Here is a 22194-nt window from a genome sequence, read left to right on the forward strand (position 1 = left end):
GTTACCGGAAGACGTGCTCGCCGCCCGTGACGGTGGTCGTGGAGCCGTCCGGGAGCAGTACGTCGGCCTCGACGCCCGGCGGGATGACGACGCGGACCTCGACCCCGGATTCCGTACGGCGCCAGTGTGATTCGACGCGGCCGTGCGGGGTCCGGAGGGTGGCCCCGGCCCAGTCGAGGCCGGGGCCGGGGGTCGGGGCGATGCGGAGGCGGGCGTAGCCCGGTGCCGCAGGCTGGATGCCGGCGACGACCTTGTAGAGCCAGTCGGCGACGGCGCCCAGCGCGTAGTGGTTGAAGCTCGTCATCTCGCCCGGATTGATCTTCCCGTCGGGGAGCATCGAGTCCCAGCGTTCCCAGATCGTCGTCGCGCCCTTCGTCACGGGGTAGAGCCAGGAGGGGCACTCCGTCTCCAGCAGCAGCCGGTACGCGTCGTCGACGTGCCCGGTCTCGGAGAGCGCCCAGGTGACGAAGGGCGTGCCGGCGAACCCGGTGGTGACGCGGTAGTCACGGTCGCGGACGACCTCGGCGAGGCGGCGACCGGCGGCCGCGCGCGTCGCGTCGTCCAGCAGGCCGAAGCAGATGGCCAGCGCGTAGACCGTCGCGCAGTCGGAGCGGATCCGGCCGCCGTCCTCGACGTAGTACTGCCGGAACGCCTCCTTGGTACGGTCGGCCAGCTCCTCCCAGCGCGCCGCGTCGGCGTCCTCACCGATGAGGCGTGCGGTCTCGGCGGCGAAGGAGGCCGAGCGGTACAGGCACGCGGTCGCGACGACACCGGCGTCGGCCTTGGCGGCCCACGGCTCGTGCGGCGAGGCGTCGGGGTCCAGCCAGTCGCCGAACTGGAAACCCTTGTCCCACAACCCGTTCTCCGAGAGGAGGGGGAGTACGGACTCCAGGTGCAGCACCATGCCCGGATAGTGCGCGGCGAGTTGCTCGCGGTCGCCGTACGCCTCCCAGAGGGCCTGCGGGACCCAGACCGCGGCGTCGCCCCAGATGGCGGTGGGTCCGTTCCACTTCTCGAACAGCGCCGGATCGGAGAAGTTCCCGTGCTTCAGGACGTCGGGGACGACGTGCGGCACGCCGTCGGGGCCGGCATGGCGGGTCTCCTCGGCGAGGTCGAGCAGCCATCGGTGGAGGAAACCCGACGTGTCGTACTGGAAGGACGCCGTGGCGGCGTACGCGGCGATGTCACCGGTCCAGCCGAGCCGCTCGTCCCGCTGCGGACAGTCGGTCGGGACGTGGAGGAAGTTGCCCTTCTGGCCCCATACCGAGTTCTCGACGAGCCGGTTGACCAGGTCGTGCGAGCAGGTGAAGGTGCCGATGCGCGCCATGTCCGAGTGGACGACGACGGCCTCCAGCGCATCCTCCGTGAGCCGCCCGGGATACCCCGTGACCTCGGCGTACCGGAACCCGTGGAAGGTGAGCGTCGGCTCGAACTCGTCGTCACCGCCGGAGAGTACGAAGGTATCGGTGGCCTTCGCGGCGCGCAGCGGCCGCGTGCCGAGCTCGTCGTCCTCCAGTACCTCGGCGTGCCGGACGACGATCTCCGTGCCGGCGGGGCCCGTGGCACGCAGACGGACCCAGCCGACGAGGTTCTGACCGAAGTCGACGAGGGTCCGGCCCTGCGGCGAGGTCCAGATGCGCTGCGGCCGCAGTACTTCCTGCCGGGTCGCTTGTGGACCGGTTCGAGCGACGAGGGTGGCGCGGTCGAAGGCGGTCTCGCGGACCTCCAGCGGTACGCCGGTGCCGCGCAGCCGGGCGTCGATCCGCTCGCCGTTGTAGAGACTGTTCTCCAGGACCTCGCTCGTCCGTCCGGACCAGGAGGTGTCGGTCGGTACGGACTGGGTGTGCCCGTCGGCGAAGGTGATCTCGAGCTCGCCGATGAAGCCGATTTCCTCGCCGTAGTTGGCGTTCGCGCCCTCGAAGCCGAGGTCGCCGCGCCACCAGCCGTTGCCCAGCAGCACGTGGATGCCGAGGGTGTGGTGGCGGTCGTGGTCGTCGCCGTTGTTGTTGTCGTTGTCGAGGAGGTGGGTCACGTCGTACGTCTGGACCTCCAGCCGCCACTCGTAGGAGGTCCAGCCCGGATCGAGTACCGAGCCGGAGACCGGGCGACCGTCGATACGGGCCTCGTAGACGCCGTGGGCGCTCGCCCGCAGCCGTGCCGCGGTCACCTGCGAGCGGGGGGCGTCGAGGGCGACGGTCCGGTGCAGGACGACGGCGGCGGCGCGGTCGGTGCCGGCGGTGATCATCGTGGCGTTGTCGAGCATGCGTGACCTTCGGGGTGTGTGAGGTGCGGTGCGGAGGGAGGTGGCGTGAAGTGGGTTATGCGGGCGTCGGGTTGCTGCGCACGGGGACCGCCCCCTGGTCGCCGTCGATCTCGTCCTCCGCGTCGAATTCATTGCGCGTCCTGCGGCGGAAGGCCAGCCAGGCGGTGCCCAGGCCGATGGCGGTGGCGAGGCAGAGGCCCGCGTAGGTCAGCCGGGGACTGTACTGGAGGAGGGCCGGGGTGAGGACGGCCGCGACGGCGGCGAGGACCCGGGCCACGGCGATGATCCCGCCCTGCGCGGTGGACCGCAGCATCGTCGGAAACGACTCCTGCGTCCAGACCTTCATGATCCCCTCGAAGGCGAGCATGCCGCCGGCGCCGCCCAGGATCCCCATCGTGACGAACGCCGGGAGGCTGAATCCCGCGACGGCGGGCGTCGCGTAGGACACGATGAGCATCACCGCGCCGGTCGCGAAGAGACGCATCCGGTGGTGGGTGCCGACGTACTTCATGAAGACCAGGCTGCTGAGCATGCCGAGCGGAAAGCCCAACAGGCTGAGCTGCGAGGCAAGTTCGACGCTGATCCCGACGACGTTGACGGCGATGTGGGTGTTGAACTGGCCATTGGTGTTGGCCGCGAGATTGGTCAGGCAGTAGAAGACCAGCAGCGCGAGGAACGGTTTGGCGTACGGGCGCTTGAACAGCTCGCCGAAGCGCACCCGCTCCGCGCGGACCGTCTCGATGCCGCGGCGTCGCTCGTCGCGGGCCCTGAGCCAGTACGGCGACTCGGGGATCCCGAGCCGGAGGAGCAGGATGATCAGGGCGACGATGCCCACGTGGGCGTACAGGATCTGCCCGCCGAGCCGGCCGAGGCCGCCGACGAGGGAGGCGACGAGGGCCGTGGCGAGGATGCCGACCGTCCAGAGCATGTTCGACAGGCCGAGCAGCGCACCCCGGTTCTTGTCGGTCGCCGCCTCGGAAATCGTGGCGAGCGAGACGGGCAGGTCGGCACCGGTTCCCAGGCCCACGAGGGCGACGCCGGCCAGCATGAGCGGGAAGGAAGCCCCGAAGACCAGCAGCGTGGCACCGGCTACGGTCATCGCCATCGTCACGAGGAAGACGGCGCGCCGGCCGAAGGCGTCGCCGAGCTTGCCGCCGACGACGGCACCGATGGCGATGCAGAAGGTGAGGATGCCCGAGAGCCAGCCGAACTCGCTGCCGCTCAGGCCGATCGCGTCCTGGTAGATGACCAGCGCGGTGCCGTTCGAGACGATCGCTGCCGCGTCGATGTAGGACGCCATTCCGGAGACGACGCCCACCCGCCAGGGGTTGGGCGCTTTCGCGGTGAGGGGGAGGGGCTGAGCCATGACGGTTCCCCTTTGAAACGTCGCGTATGGAAAGCCTGGAGCAGCTTGAGTTACGGTGTGACCGCTGGCTGAATCGATTCAAGTGGCGATACCGTAAGGCGGCGGTGAACCGCTCCACAAGGGCGCTGCGCCGGGTTTCTCGACGAGGCGCTGAACCTCCTTCACGTGCGGGCATGCGGAACGCCCCGCCGCAAGGGGGAGATGGCGGGGCGTCCGACCGGAGACCGGCGTTGAATCGGTGCAGGCGTGATGGGGCTCGAGAATCAGCTGTTCACGCAGGTGTTGCCGAAGGCGGGGTTGAGCAGTCCGACGACGTTGATGGTGTTGCCGCAGACGTTGACCGGAATGTGGATGGGAGCCTGGATGACATTGCCGGAGGCGATGCCGGGCGAGTTCAGGGCGGCGCCCTGTGCACCGGAGTCGGCTGCTGCGACGCCCGCTCCTCCCAGGACAGCGGCGGCGGCCAGGGTGGTGGCGGCGACTGCGCGACGGATGCTCATGATTGTCTCCTGATGTGAGGGAATGCCCGCACGGAGCATCTCCGGTGCGATGTGCAGAAAACGCCCGTAACCCGAACGGGTCACCAAACTCGCTGGTACGTATGCACATTCCGCCCACCGGTTGACCGCGCGCCGGCCGTCCGGCCGTCCGGGTGGCCGCCACCGACAGGGTCGACGAAGCTCAGCGACGCGTCGCCCGGTCGAGCAAAATTTCCGCGGCCGCGCGCGCGTGCCGGCCGTAATCCGGCTGATCCAGCACCATCGCGCGGCTGGCCGCGCCGTCGGCGAGGGTGACCAACTGCTCGGCGAGCGCGGCGGGCTCGGCGGCGCCCAGCTCCGCCGCCAGCTCGGTGACGAGCTGCGCCATCAGCAGCTTCTGCTCGCGCGCGTATGTGTGGATCTCGCTCAGCGGATCCGGGAACTCGACCGCGGCGTCGATGAACGGGCATCCACGCACCGGGTTCGCGCCCGGTGCTGGGAGCTCGAACAGCCGGAGGACGCGTTCGCGGGGATCGAGATCCTCGCGGGTGAGCACGCTCTCCAGGGTCAGACCCGATGCGGCCAGCTCCCGCAAGTGGGCGATCACCAGGTCGCTCTTGACCGGGAAGTGCGCGTACAGCGTCCGTTTGGACACCGGCGCCGCCTCCGCGACCTGCTCCATGCCGGTCGCGTTGATCCCCTGCTTCGCGAACAGCAGGGCGGCCGCGGCCAGGATCCGCTCCCGCCCGCCGCGTCCCCGGCGCCGGGTCTTCGTGGTCGTCGCGCTCATGGAGCAAAAGTATACGCGAACGTTTACTTAAGAGCGGAGATGCTGTTACGGTCCAGACTTAGGTACACGCTTCCGTGTACCTAAGTGACCCCTCGAGGAGTGCCCCATGAACCCGTCCGGCACGTCCGGCCCGCCCCACCGCACCGAGCTGAGCAGTCACGCCGAGAAGCTGATCCGCGGCCGCCGGGCGACCCGCGCCTTCCTGCCCGACCCGGTACCGGAGGAGACCCTGCGCGCGGTCTTCGCGCTCGCCGGCGCCGCGCCGTCCAACTCGAACGCGCAGCCCTGGCGAGTCGAGGTGGTGAGCGGGGCGCCGCGCGACCGTCTCGCCGACGCACTCCAGGCGGCCCACGCCGAGCGGCGCACCACGATCGACTTCCCGTACGACGAGGACATGTACTCGCCGGCGCAGCAGCGCCGCCGGGCCGCGTTCGGCGGCGAGCTCTACGGCGCGCTGGGCATCGGCCGGGACGACGTGGCGGCCCGCGGGGCCTACGACGCCGAGAGTCTGCGCTTCTACGGCGCCCCGCACGTCGCCTTCCTCTTCGTGACCGGTGATGCCGGGGCGCGGCTGGCCGCGGACGTCGGCATCTACACCCAGACGCTGCTGCTGGCGATGACCGCGTACGGCATAGACAGCTGCCCGCAAGGGCTGCTGAGCTTCTACGCCGACACCGTTCGCGAGGAACTAGGCGTGGCAGAGGGAAAGTTGCTCGTGGGAGTCTCCTTCGGTTACGCCGACGGGGCCGCACCGGTCAACCACCTCACGACCGGCCGGGCTCCCCTCGAAGCGACCACGACCTTTCACCGTTAGGGACAGTGCGCCCCCCTGAGCCCGGTGGCGCGTCCCTGTGGGGGCGGGCCGGTTACCGGGGTGATGTGCGCCGGAACGGGCCCTCGGTGGGCGGGCCGTCGATGACCGAGCGGACGAGGTCGTTGAGGCGGGTGTTGTGGCTGCGCGCGTAGGAGCGGAGCAGTTCGAACGCCTCCTCCATGGTCCACTCGAAGCGTTCCGCGAGCATTCCCTTTGCCTGCTCGATGGCGATCCGCGAGGTCAGGGCCGATTGCAACTGGTCGACGTACCGTTGTTGCCTCTCATGAGCCACACCGATGACCGCCGCGTCGCTCATCGCTTGTGCTGCCCGGACGGATTCGCCGGGTAATGCGTGGTGGGGGCAGTGCTGGTGATGGAGATGGAGTGCGGCGATCGCCCGGTGCTGGTGGCGGAGGGGGATGACGGTGATGCCGGTGAATCCCTCGGACAGGGACCGGGGGACGAATCGCGGCCATCGGGAACGGAAGCTCGGGCGGTCGAGGGGGAGGTCGGCGAGCCGACGTCCGGTGCGGAGGGCTTCGAGGCCAGGGCCTTCGTCGAATTCCAGTTGTGCCTGTGCCAGTTGACCGGATGCGTGGTCCGATGCGGCTGCCACCGTAGGAGTGTTCTTGGTCCGCTCGTCCACGGAGATCACCGCCGTCGCCTCGACGCCCGGCAGCTTCTGGCTGTGGTCGGTCAGTCGCCGCAGGACGCCACCGTTGTCGAGGTCGCGTGGGGCAGTGTCGGCGAGGTCGAGGAGAAGAGGCGTCAACTGCTGGTGGACCGATGGCTGATGGGTCGTTTCGTCGCACATGCGTAGTCGTCTCCTGTGGACCGAACGCCCGATGATCCTGGCTAGAATCTGACGTTGGCATGCTGCTGGGTCATATCTCAAGTGCACCCGCATCCTGGCAATGGTCGCTCAGCGGAGCAAGTGGGCTACTCCCGGTCAGCGCTGTGACCTTGGCGGATGCCATGCTTCCGGTTCAGTGCACGAGGAGCGTGGTGCGGACCCTGAACAGGTGAGGGCGCAGGTCGCGGCGTTGACCGCTGATAAGTGATGCCTTATCAGTCCGCACGGTATTCCTATCAATCCGTGCGGTATATCACTCAGCGCCCGGTCGGGGGCGGGTGAGGTCGCCGGATTACTCGGCCGTGCCGTCCGGCCGGGGCGTGTTGCTTCGAGGCGGGGCGGCCAGCGGTTCGGCGGCCTCCAGGAGCAGTTCGATCGTCTTCTTGAGGCCGGCGAGGCGGTGCCGCATCTGGCCGCTCTGGTCGCCGGGGGCGAACGCCTCGGCCTCGGCCGCGTTGCTCGCCAAGTGGCGGCGGGCGAAGTCGATCATCGTGCGGAGTTGGGTCTGGTCGTCCATGACGGTGCGAGCCACAGGTCCCGCCACTGTGCCCACCTCCTCTCGCCGGGTGTTGCCTGAACGGACCGTACCGCAGAGACCGCACCAACTCCTCACCGGAGAACGGCAGAAGGAGTGAGGCGGAAGGGACAAGGCGCAAGGGACAAGGTGCAAGGAGGGCAAGGAACAAGGCCGAGGGCGGAGCAAGCAGAAAACTCGGGGAAATCACCTTGTTTCCGCCCGCGCGGCCCGTACGATCCGCAGCAACGAGGAAGTGGCATGGAGAGCGCCGGAGGTGCTGGATGCCGTACGCCGACGGACTGGCGATCACCACGCTCGCCTCCTGCGACACCGGCGCCGTGCTGCGCGTCAGCGGCGAACTCGACCACGGCAGCGAAGGCGTCTTCCGTGTCACGATGGGCGCCTGCGTCGGCGCCGGTTACCGCTATCTGACCCTCGACTGCTCAGCGCTCACCTTCTGCGACTCCCGCGGCCTGAACTGCCTGCTGGGCCTGCACTGGCTCCTGCGCCGCCGCCAGGGCCGCCTCCTGCTGGCGTGCGTGGGCCGCCGCGTACGGCAGGTACTGGACCAGACCGGCAGCGGCGAGCTGCTCCCGGTGTTCACCACCGTCACCCGGGCCCTCGCCACCCTCCCCGAGGGGCACCGCCCCGTCTGGCCGCCCGACACGGCCCGCCGGCCCGCGGCCCAGGGCCCGGCCTGACGATCTGCACCGCCCGCATCCTGCATGCCATCCTGACCTGACACTCTTTGACATGAGGGACATCGGGCCGAGGAGAACCTTCCGTTGAGCACCGGCGCGCCGCACCACGACAGCTTCTATGAGCCCATAGATGAGCACCGTTACAAGCCCACCCCGCACGCGAGCGGTGCCTGGGACGTCAATGAGCAGCACTTCAGCCCGCTCGGTGGTCTCATCGTGCACGCCATGGAGCGCCACCTGGCCGCGCGTCCGGACAGCGGGCTGGTCCTCGGGCGGATCAGCTTCGACATCCTCGGGCGCCTCGCGCTCGACGAGTGCGAGATCCGCGTGGAGACGCTGCGGCCCGGCCGTACGATCGAGCTGATCGAGGCCGTCGTACGGATCGCGGACCGCACCGTGGTCCGGGCGCGCGCCTGGCTGCTCGCCGCCGTGGACACCACGGCCGTGGCCGGCGGCGCCGGTGGCCGGCTCCAGCCGCCCGAGTCGCTGCCCTCCTGGCCGCTGGCCTCCGTATGGCCCGGCGGGTACATCGCCTCCCTGGACGTCCGGCCGGTTACGCCGCCGCGGCCGGGCCGCACGACCGCCTGGGTATCGACGGATCTCGACCTCGTCGCGGGACAGCCCAGCAGTCCGCTGGCGTCCTACCTGGCCCTGGTCGACACCGCCAACGGCATCGCCGTGCGCGAGTCGCCCACCGCCTGGATGTTCCCCAACGTCGACCTCACCGTGCACCTCCACCGCCGGCCGGAAGGGCGCTGGACCGGGCTGGACACCACCGTCACCTTCGGCGGCACGGGCCAGGGCATCACCAGCACGGTCCTGCACGACATCAACGGCCCCGTCGGCCACGCACAGCAGATCCTCACCGTCCGCCCCCAGCCCACCGCCGACCCTGCGTAGGACCGGGGTCGGCCGGGCGGCGCCTTTCGCTGCCGGCCCGGGGCCGTGCGAGACATCCCCGGGCCGGTCGTCGGCGGGCACCGGGCCGGTACTGGACGCGCGGAGACGAATGCCACGTCCCGGTCGTGACCTGCGTCATTTATCCGGAGAGTTCCGCTGGGTAACGTTCTGTGCGGCCTGCCCCCTCACCGACTCGGAGGGCTCATCGGTGCCCACAGACCTCTCCCTGCTGATATCGGCGACGACCCGGTGGCTGACGTGCGCGTATCCGTCGAGTGGCGGCGCCATGAGCGCTGCCCTCACCGAAGCGCAGGCCCGGCAGGCCGTGACCGTCGCGGCGTGGCTGCGCTACCCGACGCCGATGGACGCCGCGCTGGTCTCGGTCACCGGCCCGGGCGGCTCGGGGCGTCTCGACTGGCTCACCGGCGCGGACGCCCCCGGACAGGACGACGAGGCGGAGCAGGCGTGGCGGTCGTGGGTGGACGAGGTCGTCGCGAGCTGGGCGGCGTCCCTGCTCGGTACGCCGGCCCTGGCCGAAACCGCGGTGACCGCGCTCGCCGACTCCTGGCACGCGACCGGGACGCCGGTCGAATTCCGCCGCCTGGTCTCGCCCGGTGCCCACGACCAGCAGGCCGCCGCCCTGCTGCGCCACCCGGACCTGCTGGCCCCCCTGGCGGAACTCCACCACCCCGAACTCCTCACCCGCCTGGACACCGACCGCGTACTCGACGGCTGAAGACGGCGGCCGTTGTACTGGAGCGTGGCGGCAACTCGCCTGCGCGCAGGCGACGTTCCCGAAATCCGCCAGGGGCGGACCCGTGGAGACGACGAAAGATCCCGCCTCTAAGATGGGCCGATGGCATCGGTCAAGCAGGTCCAAATCACCTTCGACTGCGCGGAACCTGAGCGCGTCGCTCGTTTCTGGTGCGAGGTGTTGGGGTACGTCGTACCGCCGCCGCCGAAGGGGTTCGCTTCGTGGGACGCATTCGATCGCTCGCTGCCGCCCGAACGTCAGGGTGCGGCGTTCGCCTGCATGGATCCCTCGGGGGTGGGCCCGAGACTGTTCTTCCAGCGCGTTCCCGAAGGCAAGGTCGTCAAGAACCGGGTGCATCTTGACGTACGGGTCGGCACCGGGCTCGTGGGCGAGGAGCGGGTGGCCGCACTCGAGGCCGAATGCGCACGGCTGATCGAGCTCGGCGCGGTACGCCTGCAGCTCCTGCGTGCCGATGGCTTCAACGAGTCGTGCCTCCTGATGCAGGACATCGAGGGCAACGAGTTCTGTCTCGACTGAGTGGCCGCGGACGCGGTACCTCCGAGAGCCGACCGGTGCGGTTCGCCGTCATTGACATCGGCGGGTGTTGAGCCGGGCGACCTGGCGCGTCAGGTGGTCGCGCTCGGCGAGGTCGGATGCCTTGTGGGCCGCCTCGGCGTACATCCGGGCCGCCGTCGCCGGGTCGCCGTCGCGCTCGTGGAGGTACGCCGCCACCGCGGTGTGGCGGGGCAGTGAGGCGTCCAGCTCGGCGAGCGCCGCCAGGCCGGCGCGCGGTCCGTCGGCCTCGCCGACGGCGACCGCGCGGTTGAGCCGGACGATGGGGCTGTCGGTCAGGCGCGTGAGCTCGTCGTACCACTCGACGATCTGCACCCAGTCGGTCTCCTCGGCGGTGGGCGCGTCGGCGTGGAGTGCCGCGATGGCGGCCTGGGCCTGGAACTCGCCCAGCCGGTCGCGGGCGAGGGCCGCCTGGAGGATCCCGACGCCCTCGGCGATCAACGCGGTGTCCCACCGGCCGCGGTCCTGCTCGGCGAGCGGCACCAGGCTGCCGTCGGGCGCGGTGCGGGCGGCGCGCCGGGCGTGGTGGAGCAGCATGAGGGCGAGCAGCCCCGCCACCTCCGGGTGGTCGATCGCGGCCGCGAGCTGCCGGGTGAGCCGGATGGCCTCGGCGGCGAGGTCGACATCGCCGGAGTAGCCCTCGTTGAAGACCAGGTAGAGGACGCGCAGCACGGTGGCGACATCGCCGGGCTGGTCGAATCGCACATGAGAGACGGTGCGCTTGGCCCGGCTGATGCGTTGCGCCATGGTCGCCTCGGGCACCAGGTATGCCTGGGCGATCTGACGGGTGGTCAGCCCGCCGACGGCGCGCAGCGTGAGCGCGACCGCGGACGCCGGTGTCAGCGACGGGTGGGCGCACAGGAAGTAGAGCTGGAGCGTGTCGTCCACCGCGGGCGCGGGCCCGGGATCCGGCTCCTCCTCGACGCGGTCCTCACGCCGGCGGCGGGCGGCGTCGGCGCGGGTCGCGTCGAGGAACTTGCGCCAGGCCACGGTGACCAGCCAGCCCTTCGCATCCCGCGGAGGGCCGGCCGGCCAGACGCGGAGCGCCTCGACGAGCGCGTCCTGCACGGCGTCCTCGGCCGCCGCGAAGTCGGCTCCGCGGCGGACGAGGACGGTGAGCACGCTCGGCGTGAGGCTCCTCAGCAGGGCCTCGTTCAGCTGCGTCACCTGAGAGGTCACTCCGTGATGGTGGGCGGCGCGGTCAGGAACGGGCGCAGCTCCAGCCACTCGTGGATCGGCTTGCCGCCGGCCCCCGGCGCGGCCGACAGCTCCCCGGCCAGCTCCACGGCGCGCTCGTAGCTGTCGACGTCGATGATCATCCAGCCGGCGATGAGGTCCTTGGTCTCCGCGAACGGTCCGTCGGTGACCGGCGGGCGCCCCTCGCCGTCGTATCGGACCCACGCCCCCTCGGGGGCGAGCGCCTGACCGTCGACGAACTCGCCGGTCTTCTCCAGCCGCGCCGCGAAGTCGTTCATGTACTGCATGTGGGCCGAGATCTCCTCCGGCGTCCACTGGTCCATCGGCACGTCGTTGGCCGGAGCCGGGGCGCCGCGGTAGTGCTTCAGCAGCAGGTACTTGGCCATCGTGGTTCTCCTCGGTTCTGGTGCGGCCCATTGTGGTCGCCTTCACCCCGGGGACGGAGCCGGACGCGGGTTCTCGACATCGCCGTCCGATGATTTTTGGGCGCTTGTGGATGCGCTTCGGTGAGCCGTCTCGCGGTCACTCGACGGTGACGACCACCGAGTGGTGGCCCGTCGCGCCGTCGGGGACGGGCGGAGCGCGGTGTGCGGACTGGGTCTTTCCGGTGCGGTCCGTGGCGCGGACCGTGAGGGTGTGGGTACCGGGGGTCGCCCGCCACGGGAAAGACCACTGGCGCCAGGTGTCGCGGCTGTCCTCGGCAGCGAGACCGGCCCGCCGCCACGGCCCGTCGTCGATCCGCACATCGACCCGGTCGATGCCGCGGTGCTGCGCCCACGCGATGCCCGCGATCATGACCGTGCCGGCCCCTGGCCGGGCGCCGGGCCTGGGAGTGTCGATGCGGGACTGCGTCTTGACGGGCGCCTCGCGGGCCCACGCCCGCTCGACCCAGTACGCGTCGTAGGCGTCGAAGGTGGTGAGCTCGATGTCCTCGATCCATTTGCAGGCCGAGACGTAGCCGTACAGGCCGGGGACGACCATCCGTACCGGAAAGCCGTGCTCGAACGGCAGCGGCCGGCCGTTCATGCCCAGCGCCAGCAGCGCGTCCCGGCCGTCCATGACGTCCTCGACCGGACTGCCGATCGTCATGCCGTCCACCGACCGTGCCACGAGCTGGTCGGCCGGCCCGCCCCGGGACGGCGGCCGGACGCCGCATTCCCGGAGCAGCTCCGCCAGCGGAACGCCGATCCACCGCGCGTTGCCCACGTATGGGCCGCCGACCTCGTTGGACACACAGGCGAGGGTGATGTCGCGTTCGATCAGGTCGCGTTGGAGGAGATCGTCGAAGGTCAGCGTCAGCGGCGCGGTGACGCCCTTGCCGTGGATGCGCAGCCGCCAGGTCGTGGCGTCGACCTTGGGGACGAGGATCGCCGTGTCGACCCGGTAGAAGTCCTTCGAGGGGGTGCGGAACGGGCCGAGGCCCGGGACGCGAAGCCGGGCTCCCCGCGGGACGGGAGGCGCGGGGGACGCCGGCGGGGGCAGGACGACGCGGTTCCGGGAGGCGAGCGCGTCCCTGCCCGAGCTGCTGAGCGTGCGGCCCAGCGCGCCGACGCCGGTGGAGGCCGCCGCCGCGGCCCCGGCTGCGAGGAGGAAGCCACGGCGGTCCCAGCCCTTGCCTGCCACGGGTGTTTCCCCGGCCGTCGCCTCCGGTTCCGATGCCGTACGTGCCCGCAGCCGCCCGGCGAACCAGTACAGCAGGCCGCTGCCCGCCACCGCCCCGACCAGCGACGGCAGCGCGTCGACGGTGCCTCCGTCCGGCCGGCTCACCGCGGCCACCGCCCCGACCACGCCGAACAGCAGGACGCCCGCCGCGCCCAGCCGTCGGTGGCGCAGCGCGAGGACGCCCAGCGCGAGCGCGAGCAGCACCAGTACGGCCAGGATGCCGAGCTGGAGGACGAGCTTGTCCGCCGTCCCGAAGGACCGGATCGCCCACTCCTTCACCGGCGCCGGGGTCAGGTCGATCGCCGCGCCGCCCACCGCCACGACCGGGCCGGCCTGCGGCCCCACCGCCGCCGACGCCAGCTCGGCGACGGCCAGCGCCGCGTACCCGGCGAGCAGCCCGCTCACCGCCCCCGCCGCCGTCACCCGCAGCCGGGCGCCGCGCACCCCTGGTACGTCCCGATCCCTGCTCACACACGAATTGTCCCGCCGACCGGGCGGATTTTCCCCCGCGGCGCGGGGCACTCGGGCACGGTCGATGCGGCGTGTTCCCGGGAGGCGAGTCTGTGACCGAACTGGCGGACGGCGCGGTGCGGCCGGTGTACCGGCCGGCCCCGCCGCTGGGCAGGCGACTGCTCCGGCTGACGAAGACAACCGATCACAAGGTGATCGGCAATCTGTACCTGGTGACGTCCTTCTGTTTCTTCCTCCTCGGCGGCCTGCTCGCGCTGCTCATGCGCGCCGAACTGGCGCGGCCGGGACTGCAGATCGTCGATGAGCACCTCTACAACCAGCTCTTCACGATCCACGGCACGGTCATGATGCTGCTCTTCGCCACCCCGCTCTTCGCGGGCTTCGCGAACGCCGTCATGCCGCTCCAGATCGGCGCGCCGGACGTGGCCTTCCCCCGCCTGAACGCGCTGTCGTACTGGATGTACCTCTTCGGCGGCCTGATGGTGGTGAGCGGATTCCTGGTGCCCGGCGGGGCCGCGGCCTTCGGCTGGTTCGCGTACGCGCCGCTGAACGGGGCCGTCCGGTCACCGGGCGCCGGCGGCGACCTGTGGACGATGGGCCTGGTCGTGGCGGGTGTGTCCACCACGCTCGGCGCGGTCAACTTCATCACCACCATCATGTGCCTGCGCGCGCCCGGCATGACCATGTTCCGGATGCCGATCTTCACCTGGAACGTGCTCTTCACTTCGATCCTCGTGCTCCCCGCCTTCCCGGTGCTCACGGCGGCGCTGCTGGCGCTGGAGGCGGACCGGAAGTTCGGCGCGCACGTCTTCGACGCGGCCAACGGCGGGGCGATCCTGTGGCAGCACCTGTTCTGGTTCTTCGGCCACCCCGAGGTGTACATCGTCGCGCTGCCGTTCTTCGGCATCGTGACGGAGATCCTGCCGGTCTTCTCCCGCAAGCCGGTCTTCGGATACGTCGGGCTGATCGGCGCGACCGTCGCGATCACGATGCTGTCGGCCGTGGTCTGGGCGCACCACATGTTCGCCACCGGCGCGGTGCTGCTGCCGTTCTTCTCCCTGATGTCGTTCCTCATCGCGGTGCCCACCGGGGTGAAGTTCTTCAACTGGATCGGGACCATGTACCGCGGGTCCCTCTCCTTCGAGCCGCCGATGCTGTGGGCGGTCGGCTTCCTCGTGACGTTCCTGCTCGGCGGGCTCAGCGGCGTACTGATCGCCTCGCCGCCGCTGGACTTCCACCTCACCGACTCGTACTTCATCGTGGCGCATCTGCACTATGTGCTGTTCGGGACGGTCGTGTTCGCGATGTTCGGCGGCTTCTACTTCTGGTGGCCCAAGCTGACCGGGAAGATGCTGGACGAGCGGCTCGGCAAGATCCACTTCTGGACGCTCTTCGTGGGCTTCCAGACCACCTTCCTCGTCCAGCACTGGCTCGGCGAGAACGGCATGCCGCGGCGCTACGCCGACTACCTCGCGGCCGACGGCTTCACGGTCCTGAACACCGTCTCGTCCATCGGCGCGTTTCTGCTCGGCACCTCGACGCTGCCGTTCCTGTACAACGTGTGGAAGACCGCGAAGTACGGCACGCGCGTCGGCACCGACGATCCGTGGGGCTACGGCCGGTCGCTGGAGTGGGCCACCTCCTGCCCGCCGCCGCGGCACAACTTCGTCGCCCTGCCGCGCATCCGCTCCGAGTCGCCGGCCTTCGACCTGCACCACCCGGAGAAGGAGTGGCACACATGAGGACGGAGGCGCTGACATGAAGACGGAGGCGCTGCTCTTCGCCGGTGTGGCGGGCTTCTTCGCCATCACCGCGGGCTTCTACGGCAGGTACGGGCACGACCCCGCGGGCACCAGCGTGCTGATCGTCGCCTGCCTGATGGCCGCGCTGGTCGCCTTCTTCCTGGCCGTCCAGTACCGGCGGCGCGGGCGGCGGGCGCAGGACCGCCGCGACGCCGAGGTGGCCGACACCGCCGGGCCGCTGGACTTCTTCCCGCCCGCCAGCCCCTGGCCCCTCGTCGTCGCCGCCGGCTTCACGGTCATCGCGCTCGGGGTCGTCTTCGGGCTGTGGCTGGCGCTGCTCGGCGCCGGGGTACTGGCCCTCGGCGTCTTCGAGATGGTGTTCCAGTATGCGGGGCGTCAGGACCGACAGGACCGCTAGGACCCGTGAGGACCGTCATGGCCGTCAGGAGTCCGGCGACCGCGAGCCGCCCGTCGGCCGGCCGCGCAGCTCACGGCCGGACTCCCGGGAATCCGCGCGCGGTTGCGAGCCCGCCGCGAACCAATGGCTGAGCGCGGACCGCAGCCGCCCGGCCTCGACGCCTTCACCGGCACCCTCCACGGCACCGTCACCGGACCCGTCCCGCCCGGCCGCCGGCAGCGGGGGAGGGGCCGGCATACTGCCGTACAGCACCACGTACCGCTCCTCGTCGCCCACCGGCCGGTGCTCCTCCTCGTAACCGCCCTCGACCGTCTGGCGCATCCGCCCGGTCTCCTCGCCCTCGGCCAGCCGTGCCAGCTCGGCTTCGCGCAGCGCCAGGCACACCCGCTTGACCACCACGAACACCAGGACGGGCAGCACGATCAACGCCGTCCGCAGCACCCAGGTCAGCGCGTTGAGGGAGATGCCGAACGCGGCGGCCGCCACGTCGTTGCCGCCGGCCAGCAGCAGTACCGCGTACGCGCTGACCGCCGCCGCGCCGAGCGCCGTGCGCACGGGCCGGTCGCGCGGCCGGTCGCACAGATGGTGCTCGCGCCGGTCACCGGTCACCCACGCCTCGGCGAACGGGTAGGCGTACAGCAGCGCGAACATCGCGAGCGGCAGCACCACGGCCGGGAGCAGCACGTTCCACATGAGGGTGTGGCCGGCGACCGACGTCTCCCACGGCGGTACGAGCCGCAGCGCACCCTCCAGGAAGCCGACGTACCAGTCCGGCTGGGCGCCGGTGGACGCCTGGTCCGGCCGGTAAGGGCCGTACACCCAGACCGGGTTGATCTGCGCCACCCCGCCGAGAAACGCCGTCACACCGAAGACCATCAGGGACAGACCGCCCGACGTGGCCATGAACTGGGGGAAGAGGGGCTTGCCGACCACATTGCGATTGGTGCGGCCCGGAGCCGCCCACTGGGTGTGCTTGAGGTAGAAGACCAGGATCAGATGGACGGTGACCAGGGCCAGGATCAGGCCCGGCAGCAGAAGGATGTGCGCCCCGTACAGCCGGGGGATCACATCGTGTCCGGGGAACTCCGCGCCGAAGACGAACATGCTGATGTACGACCCGACGAGCGGCAGCGACAGCATGATGCCCTGCGCGATCCGCAGTCCGGTGCCCGACAGCAGGTCGTCGGGGAGCGAGTAGCCGGCGAAGCCTTCCGCGAGCGCCAGCAGGAAGAGCGTCACCCCGATCATCCAGTTCACCTCGCGGGGCTTGCGGAATGCCCCGGTGAAGAAGACCCGCAGCAGGTGGACGCCGATCGCCGCGAGGAAGACGAGCGCGGCCCAGTGGTGCATCTGCCGGATCAGCAGCCCGCCGCGGACGTCGAAGCTGATGTGCAGGGTGGAGTCGAACGCCTCGGACATGCGGACACCGGAGAGGGGCGTGTACGAGCCGTGGTACACCACCTCGTGCATGCCGGGCTTGAAGAAGAGCGTGAGGTAGACCCCCGTCAGCACCAGCACGATCAGGCTGTAGAGGGCCAGTTCGCCCAGAAGGAACGACCAGTGGTCGGGGAACGGCTTGCGCAGCAGCCCGCCGCCCTCGGCGACCGGCAGCCGGGCGTCCAGCGCCTCCGTGGTGCGGCCGGCGGCCTGCCTCGTTTTCTGCTTCACGGCGCGTGCCTTCAGGCGGGACCGCCGGAAGAAGATCATGCCAACTCCTCCCTGTCCGGGCGTCCCTGACGCTGTGCCCGCCAGGTACCCACGAGGACGTGTAGCCGCTTGTCGGCCGGCCACGCAGGACGGGAGAAAACCGCTGGCCGGAGCGGTGGTCTTGTGGCAGCGTCCGCGCCATGACCGACACCGACCGCCGTGGCGGCGCCCGCGCTGTGACAGACACCGACCGCATCCGGATCACCCCCGTCGCCGAGCGCCCGGCGCTGCTGCCCCGGCTCTACGAGTTCGCCGACACCTGGCCGGCCTTCATACCGCACGACCCGGTGGCGGACGCCTTGTTGGGCCGGGTGGCCGCGGACTTCCCCGAGTACTGCGTGGTGGCGACGGACGGCGACCGCGTCGTGGCGCGCGGGCTGAGCGTGCCCTTCGACGCCGGGCGCGACGGTCGTGAAGAAATGCCGGACCGGGGCTGGGACCGGGTGCTGGGGTGGTCGTTCCACGACCGGCGGGACGCGCGCCCGCCGACGGCGGCCAGCGCGCTGGAGATCACGGTGGACACCGAATACCTCGGCCGCGGGCTGTCCTACCGGATGCTGGAGGCGCTGCGCAACGCCGTCGGACGACAGGGCCACGACGCGCTGCTGGCCCCGGTCCGCCCGACGGCCAAGCATCTCGCACCGCGCGTCCCCATGGCCGACTACGTCCGCCGGCGGCGCGCGGACGGACTGCCGGCCGACCCGTGGCTGCGGGTGCACGTCAAGGCCGGCGGCACCATCGAGAAGATCGCCCCCGCGTCGATGACGGTCAGCGGCTCCCTGGCCCAGTGGCGCCGGTGGACCGGCCTGCCCTTCGACCACGACGGCGCCGTCGAAGTGCCCGGCGCCCTGGTCCCCGTGCACTGCGACACCACCCAGGACCACGCGGTCTACGTCGAACCCAACGTCTGGGTCCGGCACCGGGTGCACCCGCAGCCGTAGCGGGCACGAAATGCTCCGGTAACGGTGTCGGGGCGCCGGACCTTCTACGCTCGTACCGAGACACGGGGAGACGGGGCGACGGGCGGGGGAGGGGGCGTCGGGCGTGCAGGACGACGTGGAGCTGCGCTACCACGTGGTGCACGGCTACCGCCGCGCCTTCCGGGTCGCGGGCCGTGGACCCGCCCTCGTGTTCCTCCACGGCATCGGGGACTCCTCCGCGACCTGGTCGGGCATCCTCCCGGCACTGGCCAGGAACCACACCGTGATCGCCCCCGACCTGCTCGGCCACGGCGCCTCCGACAAGCCGCGCGCCGACTACTCGGTCGCCGCCTACGCCAACGGCGTCCGCGACCTGCTCGGCGTCCTTGGCATCGACCGCGTGACCCTGATCGGGCACTCGCTCGGCGGCGGGGTGGCCATGCAGTTCGCGTACCAGTTCCCCGAGCGCACCGAGCGTCTGGTGCTGGTCAGCGCGGGCGGCGTGGGACGGGAGGTGACCCCCGTCCTGCGGGCCGTGTCCCTGCCGGTGGCCGCCGCGCTGCTCTCGGTGCTCGGCCTGCCGGGAATGCGCTGCCAGACCCGGCTGGCCGTCGGGCTGCTCAAGCGCCTCGGCACGGACCTCGGGCAGGACGCGCAGGCCCTGCTCCGGCTGGTCGACGCGTTTCCGGACGCGGCCTCCCGGAACGCGTTCGTCCGGAGCCTGCGTGCCGTCGTCGACTGGCGCGGCCAGGTCATCACCATGCTGGACCGGTGCTACCTGGCCGAGGGCATGCCGACCCTGCTGCTGTGGGGGTCGCGGGACGGCGTGATACCGGTACGGCACGCGTACCGCGCGCACGCCGCGATGCCCGGCAGCCGCCTGGAGGTCTTCGAGGGCGCCGGGCACTTCCCCTTCACCGCCGATCCGGACCGCTTCCTCGCCGCGGTGCAGCACTTCATCGCCACGACCCGGCCGGCCGACTGGAGCCCGGAGCGGTGGCGCGAGCTGCTCAGGGCGGGCCGGCCCGGCAGCGCGGCCGGCCGCCCGGACGACGCCCGCAACCGCGCCGTGGAACGCGAGCTGCGGGACGAGAGCGAGCGCAGCGCCACGTAAAGCCTGTGTCTCAAAGGCGTGGAGGCGTCCTAAAGGCGTGGCGGCCCGGCTTTCAGGGGCGGCGCCAGCTGTGGTCCGGGAGGTGGGAGCCGGCCTGCGGGCCCATCCGCAGCATCCCGCCGTCGACGGCCCACGACGCGCCCGTCACATACGCCGCGTCCGGGCCGGCGAGGAAGGCGATGACGGCGGCCACCTCACGGGCGTCGCCCGGCCTGCCCAGCGGGACGCCGGGCCGGTCCTTGGCGGTCACGTCCTCGTCCTCCTGCCCGGTCATCGGGGTGGCGATCTCGCCGGGCGCGACGGCGTTCACGTTGATGCCGTACTCGGCGAGCTCCAGTGCCATGACCTGCGTGAGCAGGCCCAGCCCGCCCTTGGCCGCGCAGTACGGGGCGGCGCCGACCCGGGGCTGGTGCTCGTGCACGCTGGTGACATTGACGATCCGGCCGCCGTCCCCCTGCTCGATCATGCGCCGGGCGGCGACCTGGGAGCAGAGGAAGGGGCCGGCGAGGTCGACGTCGAGCACGTGCTGGAACGTCGCGTGGTCGATGTCGAGGAAGGGCGTGGCGGTGCCGGTGCCGGCGTTGTTGACGAGGACGTCGAGCCGGCCGAGCCGTTCGGCGAGCCGGTCGACGGCGCCGGCGGCCGCGGGCAGGTCCGCGAGGTCCATCCGCTCGATCACCGCGTTCCGGCCCTTGCCGCGTACCTCGGCGGCCGTCGCCTCGGCGCCCTCCCGGTCGCTGTGCCAGGTGATGCCGATGTCCAGCCCCTGCTCGGCGAGGCGTACGGCGGTGGCCCGGCCGATGCCGGAGTCCGAGCCGGTGATCACGGCAGTACGCGGGTCGGATGTGGGGTTTGCGGGCATCGCGGTCCTCCTGACGTGTACGGGGGCCTCTCATACGGGTCATACGGGTCGTAGGGGTCTACGGGTCCTCTTGGGGACGGTTCACGGGGCGGTTCTCACGAGGGGTCGTCCATCCGGCTCTCGGGCAGCAGCTCGCGGATGTCGGGCGGCAGGACGCTGCCGAGCTTCTCGCTGAGCTCGGGCGCGAGCGCCGCGTCCAGCGTTTCGAAGACCGCGCTCGCCTCCTGCAGCGCGGCGTCCTCGGAAACTCCGCCGCGCCAGGCGATCCGCGCGGCGAAGGTCGTCAGATCGAACCGCTCCGCCGTGTGGTGCTCCTCGGGCCCGCCCTCGTGCGCGGCGACCACCCGGCGGAGGTGCTCGCCGATCTCCTGCGGGAGCTGGGCCGCCAGATGCTCGGCGAGGCCGTCGGGGATGCGCTCGGCCAGCGTTTCCAGCGTGGCCCGTACCGCACGCTCCGCCGTCCCGCGGTCGGGGAGCGCGGCCCCCGTCTGCACCAGGCGCAGGAACTCGTCGTGATGCATGATCATTTCACCCTTCCGTGCCGTCGGCATGCAGCCTTACCTGCTCCGCCAGCCGCTCCAGGCTCCGGTCCAGCGCGGCGTTCACGGCCTCGCCGCCCGGGTCGTGGGACGCCTCGAAGAAGGACAGGTGAATGGTCACCTCGCTCGCCCCGCTCCCGATGCCGGCCACCTGGAGCCAGCCCGCGTAGCTGCCGCTCTCCCGGGTGCCCCATTCCAGGCGCTGTTGATCCGGCTGGGCCCGGAAAAGGGCGGACGCGTCCTCGCCCGTACGGTCCTCGTGCACCGTCACGGCCGGCAGCTCCTCCTCCCGTACGTGCAGCTCGGCCGGCATCCAGGAATCGAGCCGCGACACATCGCTCGCCTGGTCGAAGACGTGCTCGGGCAGCGCCGGCATCGTGCGGGAACGCTCGTACTCACTCATGCCACACCTCTCCTCGGTCGAGATCGGTCGAGATCGACCCGGGTGGGGTCCGGACCGGGGCCGGATCGGGCCCGGAACGGTCCGAACGCTTCCACGGAACGCCTGCCCCGTGACGGCGCCCGGAGGCGCACAACCACCCGATTGCAGGGGGATGGGGGCGATTCGTCGCCACCCGATTCCCGGCGGATTTTCTTTGATCGGCCTTCGGCCGTCACAATCACCGAGCGACCTTTCCCTGATTTCCCAGCGGACTCGGTCCTGCCCACGCGGCGCAGCGCTCACAGCCGCCGTGGGTCCGGGCGCCGCCGCTCCGGGGTGGGCGCTGCACGTACACACGGCGGAACGATCTCCCGTTGAGGAGGCACGTAATTGGAAGGAAGGCTGGCCATGACGGCGGATGCGCGTGGCAAGGTCGAGGAGTTCATCCTGGGGGAGCGGTTCTCCTGCCTGGCGGGACGATCGGCCTGGCGCCGGGGCGGCATAACCCACCGGCACTACGACCGGATGGGGAGTACGGAAGCCGCCCGGCTGATGGCGCTCGATCTCGCGGAATTCGTCGGCTCGGCGGACTGGAGTCCCCGGACGTTCACCAGCTTCATCGCGACCTTCGAGGAACCTCGCGGGGTCGATGAGCTGCGGTTCGAAGAGCTTCTCTGGCAGCAGCTCCAGCTCCTCCACGAGCAGGACGCGGAATCCCATCGCTGGGCCGAGGGCTATTCCTCCGATCCGCAGTCCGGAAAGTTCGCGTTCAGCGTGGCCGGCCATCCCTTCTTCGTCATCGGTCTGCACGAGACGCACCGCCGCTGGGGCCGCCGGCCTCCCTTCCCGATGCTGGCCTTCAACTCCCACCAGCAGTTCGACCTGATAAAGGGCGCCGGCATGTGGGACCGGCTGGCGGACAAGATACGCAAGCAGGACATCAAGCTGCAGGGGGACATCAACCCCAATCTGTACGAGTACGAGCAGCTCTCCGAAGCCCGCCGCTACTCCGGCCGCCCCAAGCCCGCCGACTGGCAGTGCCCCTTCGCCGCCCGGGAAGCCGGCCGGGAAGCCGCCATGGAAACCGAGCGGGAGCCGGCGGAGGAGCGCGAGCGCGAGCTGACCGCCTCGGGGGCGTAACCGCGACTCCGGTCGGCAGCAGTACAGCCA

23 protein-coding genes are annotated in these 22194 nt (G+C 71.0%); 10 read left to right on the plus strand and 13 right to left on the minus strand.

The genetic code is table 11. The features are described 5' to 3' along the window. Position 1: 1 nt before the first annotated feature. The 4 genes from IG84_RS0117365 to IG84_RS0117380 all read right to left on the minus strand — a co-directional run bounded on the left by IG84_RS0117365 (position 2) and on the right by IG84_RS0117380 (position 4898). On the minus strand, positions 2–2263 hold the full coding sequence (locus IG84_RS0117365) for a family 78 glycoside hydrolase catalytic domain (protein WP_031057635.1): 2262 nt from the start codon (positions 2261–2263) through the stop codon (positions 2–4). A gap of 55 nt (positions 2264–2318) precedes the next feature. Further along, entirely contained in the window at positions 2319–3629 is a 1311-nt protein-coding gene (locus IG84_RS0117370; RefSeq protein ID WP_051861863.1) for an MFS transporter, read from the minus strand. A 263-nt stretch (positions 3630–3892) separates the two neighbouring features. Beyond that, the gene (locus IG84_RS0117375) at positions 3893–4129 is read right to left on the minus strand and encodes a chaplin (protein ID WP_031057639.1); all 237 of its coding nucleotides are present in this window, start codon (positions 4127–4129) and stop codon (positions 3893–3895) included. Between the two features lie 181 nt (positions 4130–4310). Beyond that, entirely contained in the window at positions 4311–4898 is a 588-nt protein-coding gene (locus IG84_RS0117380) for a TetR/AcrR family transcriptional regulator (protein WP_031057641.1), read from the minus strand. A 106-nt stretch (positions 4899–5004) separates the two neighbouring features. Here IG84_RS0117380 and IG84_RS0117385 point away from each other — a divergent pair, with 106 nt between their 5' ends. After that, positions 5005–5712 carry a nitroreductase gene (locus IG84_RS0117385; protein ID WP_051861865.1) on the plus strand — a complete coding sequence of 236 codons (708 nt, stop codon included), beginning with the start codon at positions 5005–5007 and terminating at the stop codon, positions 5710–5712. 52 nt (positions 5713–5764) lie between these two features. Here IG84_RS0117385 and IG84_RS0117390 read toward each other — a convergent pair whose 3' ends face one another. Both IG84_RS0117390 and IG84_RS0117395 read right to left on the minus strand, forming a co-directional pair. After that, positions 5765–6526 (minus strand): GAF and ANTAR domain-containing protein, encoded by a 762-nt coding sequence (locus tag IG84_RS0117390; protein ID WP_051861867.1) that lies wholly within the window; start codon positions 6524–6526, stop codon positions 5765–5767. Positions 6527–6857: 331 nt separating this feature from the next. Continuing rightward, complete coding sequence (locus IG84_RS0117395; RefSeq protein ID WP_157848899.1) at positions 6858–7109, minus strand: hypothetical protein; 252 nt, start codon at positions 7107–7109, stop codon at positions 6858–6860. Between the two features lie 254 nt (positions 7110–7363). Here IG84_RS0117395 and IG84_RS0117400 point away from each other — a divergent pair, with 254 nt between their 5' ends. From IG84_RS0117400 to IG84_RS0117415, 4 genes are all read left to right on the plus strand, one after another. Then, positions 7364–7783 carry an STAS domain-containing protein gene (locus IG84_RS0117400; RefSeq protein ID WP_037800424.1) on the plus strand — a complete coding sequence of 140 codons (420 nt, stop codon included), beginning with the start codon at positions 7364–7366 and terminating at the stop codon, positions 7781–7783. An 84-nt stretch (positions 7784–7867) separates the two neighbouring features. Then, the gene (locus IG84_RS0117405; protein WP_031057653.1) at positions 7868–8683 is read left to right on the plus strand and encodes a thioesterase family protein; all 816 of its coding nucleotides are present in this window, start codon (positions 7868–7870) and stop codon (positions 8681–8683) included. Between the two features lie 208 nt (positions 8684–8891). Next, positions 8892–9419 carry a hypothetical protein gene (locus IG84_RS0117410; protein ID WP_031057657.1) on the plus strand — a complete coding sequence of 176 codons (528 nt, stop codon included), beginning with the start codon at positions 8892–8894 and terminating at the stop codon, positions 9417–9419. A 120-nt stretch (positions 9420–9539) separates the two neighbouring features. Continuing rightward, positions 9540–9974, plus strand: coding sequence for a VOC family protein (locus tag IG84_RS0117415; protein ID WP_031057660.1), 435 nt, complete (start codon positions 9540–9542; stop codon positions 9972–9974). 48 nt (positions 9975–10022) lie between these two features. Here IG84_RS0117415 and IG84_RS0117420 read toward each other — a convergent pair whose 3' ends face one another. The 3 genes from IG84_RS0117420 to IG84_RS0117430 all read right to left on the minus strand — a co-directional run bounded on the left by IG84_RS0117420 (position 10023) and on the right by IG84_RS0117430 (position 13340). Further along, the gene (locus tag IG84_RS0117420; protein WP_031057663.1) at positions 10023–11168 is read right to left on the minus strand and encodes an RNA polymerase sigma factor; all 1146 of its coding nucleotides are present in this window, start codon (positions 11166–11168) and stop codon (positions 10023–10025) included. A gap of 17 nt (positions 11169–11185) precedes the next feature. After that, positions 11186–11593, minus strand: coding sequence for a YciI family protein (locus IG84_RS0117425; RefSeq protein ID WP_031057670.1), 408 nt, complete (start codon positions 11591–11593; stop codon positions 11186–11188). Between the two features lie 136 nt (positions 11594–11729). Further along, positions 11730–13340, minus strand: coding sequence for a molybdopterin-dependent oxidoreductase (locus IG84_RS0117430; protein WP_051861869.1), 1611 nt, complete (start codon positions 13338–13340; stop codon positions 11730–11732). Between the two features lie 116 nt (positions 13341–13456). Between IG84_RS0117430 and ctaD the strand changes: the two genes are divergently transcribed. Beyond that, positions 13457–15082: an aa3-type cytochrome oxidase subunit I gene (gene ctaD / locus IG84_RS0117435; protein WP_031057675.1), complete on the plus strand. Its 1626-nt coding sequence runs from the start codon at positions 13457–13459 to the stop codon at positions 15080–15082. A 16-nt stretch (positions 15083–15098) separates the two neighbouring features. Then, the gene (gene ctaF, locus IG84_RS0117440; RefSeq protein ID WP_031057678.1) at positions 15099–15500 is read left to right on the plus strand and encodes an aa3-type cytochrome oxidase subunit IV; all 402 of its coding nucleotides are present in this window, start codon (positions 15099–15101) and stop codon (positions 15498–15500) included. Between the two features lie 24 nt (positions 15501–15524). Here ctaF and qcrB read toward each other — a convergent pair whose 3' ends face one another. Further along, positions 15525–17207, minus strand: coding sequence for a cytochrome bc1 complex cytochrome b subunit (gene qcrB, locus IG84_RS0117445; RefSeq protein WP_078648940.1), 1683 nt, complete (start codon positions 17205–17207; stop codon positions 15525–15527). A 140-nt stretch (positions 17208–17347) separates the two neighbouring features. On the opposite strand from qcrB, the gene IG84_RS0117450 reads away from it, so the two are divergent. After that, entirely contained in the window at positions 17348–18148 is an 801-nt protein-coding gene (locus IG84_RS0117450) for a hypothetical protein (protein WP_051861874.1), read from the plus strand. A gap of 103 nt (positions 18149–18251) precedes the next feature. After that, a complete protein-coding gene (locus tag IG84_RS0117455) occupies positions 18252–19241 on the plus strand; it encodes an alpha/beta fold hydrolase (protein WP_031057695.1) in 990 nt (329 codons plus the stop codon). 52 nt (positions 19242–19293) lie between these two features. Here IG84_RS0117455 and IG84_RS0117460 read toward each other — a convergent pair whose 3' ends face one another. The 3 genes from IG84_RS0117460 to IG84_RS0117470 all read right to left on the minus strand — a co-directional run bounded on the left by IG84_RS0117460 (position 19294) and on the right by IG84_RS0117470 (position 21045). Further along, positions 19294–20103, minus strand: a complete 810-nt coding sequence (locus tag IG84_RS0117460) for an SDR family oxidoreductase (RefSeq protein ID WP_051861875.1) — start codon at positions 20101–20103, stop codon at positions 19294–19296. A gap of 95 nt (positions 20104–20198) precedes the next feature. Then, positions 20199–20624, minus strand: a complete 426-nt coding sequence (locus tag IG84_RS0117465; RefSeq protein ID WP_031057699.1) for a DUF2267 domain-containing protein — start codon at positions 20622–20624, stop codon at positions 20199–20201. A gap of 7 nt (positions 20625–20631) precedes the next feature. After that, positions 20632–21045, minus strand: coding sequence for an SRPBCC family protein (locus tag IG84_RS0117470; protein WP_031057701.1), 414 nt, complete (start codon positions 21043–21045; stop codon positions 20632–20634). A gap of 387 nt (positions 21046–21432) precedes the next feature. On the opposite strand from IG84_RS0117470, the gene gntA reads away from it, so the two are divergent. Then, entirely contained in the window at positions 21433–22164 is a 732-nt protein-coding gene (gntA, locus tag IG84_RS0117475; RefSeq protein WP_031057703.1) for a guanitoxin biosynthesis heme-dependent pre-guanitoxin N-hydroxylase GntA, read from the plus strand. Positions 22165–22194: the final 30 nt, after the last annotated feature.

The sequence above is a fragment of the Streptomyces ochraceiscleroticus genome (assembly GCF_000720485.1).
In the GTDB taxonomy this organism is placed as follows: Bacteria; Actinomycetota; Actinomycetes; order Streptomycetales; family Streptomycetaceae; genus Streptomyces; species Streptomyces ochraceiscleroticus.

What these genes read in the sequence shown, in the direction of transcription:
- IG84_RS0117365 (WP_031057635.1), bottom strand. Translation starts at nt 2,263, where the DNA reads ATGCTCGACAACGCCACGATGATCACCGCCGGCACCGACCGCGCCGCC.
- IG84_RS0117370 (WP_051861863.1), bottom strand. Translation starts at nt 3,629, where the DNA reads ATGGCTCAGCCCCTCCCCCTCACCGCGAAAGCGCCCAACCCCTGGCGG.
- IG84_RS0117375 (WP_031057639.1), bottom strand. Translation starts at nt 4,129, where the DNA reads ATGAGCATCCGTCGCGCAGTCGCCGCCACCACCCTGGCCGCCGCCGCT.
- IG84_RS0117380 (WP_031057641.1), bottom strand. Translation starts at nt 4,898, where the DNA reads ATGAGCGCGACGACCACGAAGACCCGGCGCCGGGGACGCGGCGGGCGG.
- IG84_RS0117385 (WP_051861865.1), top strand. Translation starts at nt 5,005, where the DNA reads ATGAACCCGTCCGGCACGTCCGGCCCGCCCCACCGCACCGAGCTGAGC.
- IG84_RS0117390 (WP_051861867.1), bottom strand. Translation starts at nt 6,526, where the DNA reads ATGTGCGACGAAACGACCCATCAGCCATCGGTCCACCAGCAGTTGACG.
- IG84_RS0117400 (WP_037800424.1), top strand. Translation starts at nt 7,364, where the DNA reads ATGCCGTACGCCGACGGACTGGCGATCACCACGCTCGCCTCCTGCGAC.
- IG84_RS0117415 (WP_031057660.1), top strand. Translation starts at nt 9,540, where the DNA reads ATGGCATCGGTCAAGCAGGTCCAAATCACCTTCGACTGCGCGGAACCT.
- IG84_RS0117425 (WP_031057670.1), bottom strand. Translation starts at nt 11,593, where the DNA reads ATGGCCAAGTACCTGCTGCTGAAGCACTACCGCGGCGCCCCGGCTCCG.
- ctaF (WP_031057678.1), top strand. Translation starts at nt 15,099, where the DNA reads ATGAAGACGGAGGCGCTGCTCTTCGCCGGTGTGGCGGGCTTCTTCGCC.
- qcrB (WP_078648940.1), bottom strand. Translation starts at nt 17,207, where the DNA reads ATGATCTTCTTCCGGCGGTCCCGCCTGAAGGCACGCGCCGTGAAGCAG.
- IG84_RS0117450 (WP_051861874.1), top strand. Translation starts at nt 17,348, where the DNA reads ATGACCGACACCGACCGCCGTGGCGGCGCCCGCGCTGTGACAGACACC.
- IG84_RS0117460 (WP_051861875.1), bottom strand. Translation starts at nt 20,103, where the DNA reads ATGCCCGCAAACCCCACATCCGACCCGCGTACTGCCGTGATCACCGGC.
- IG84_RS0117465 (WP_031057699.1), bottom strand. Translation starts at nt 20,624, where the DNA reads ATGCATCACGACGAGTTCCTGCGCCTGGTGCAGACGGGGGCCGCGCTC.
- IG84_RS0117470 (WP_031057701.1), bottom strand. Translation starts at nt 21,045, where the DNA reads ATGAGTGAGTACGAGCGTTCCCGCACGATGCCGGCGCTGCCCGAGCAC.
- gntA (WP_031057703.1), top strand. Translation starts at nt 21,433, where the DNA reads ATGACGGCGGATGCGCGTGGCAAGGTCGAGGAGTTCATCCTGGGGGAG.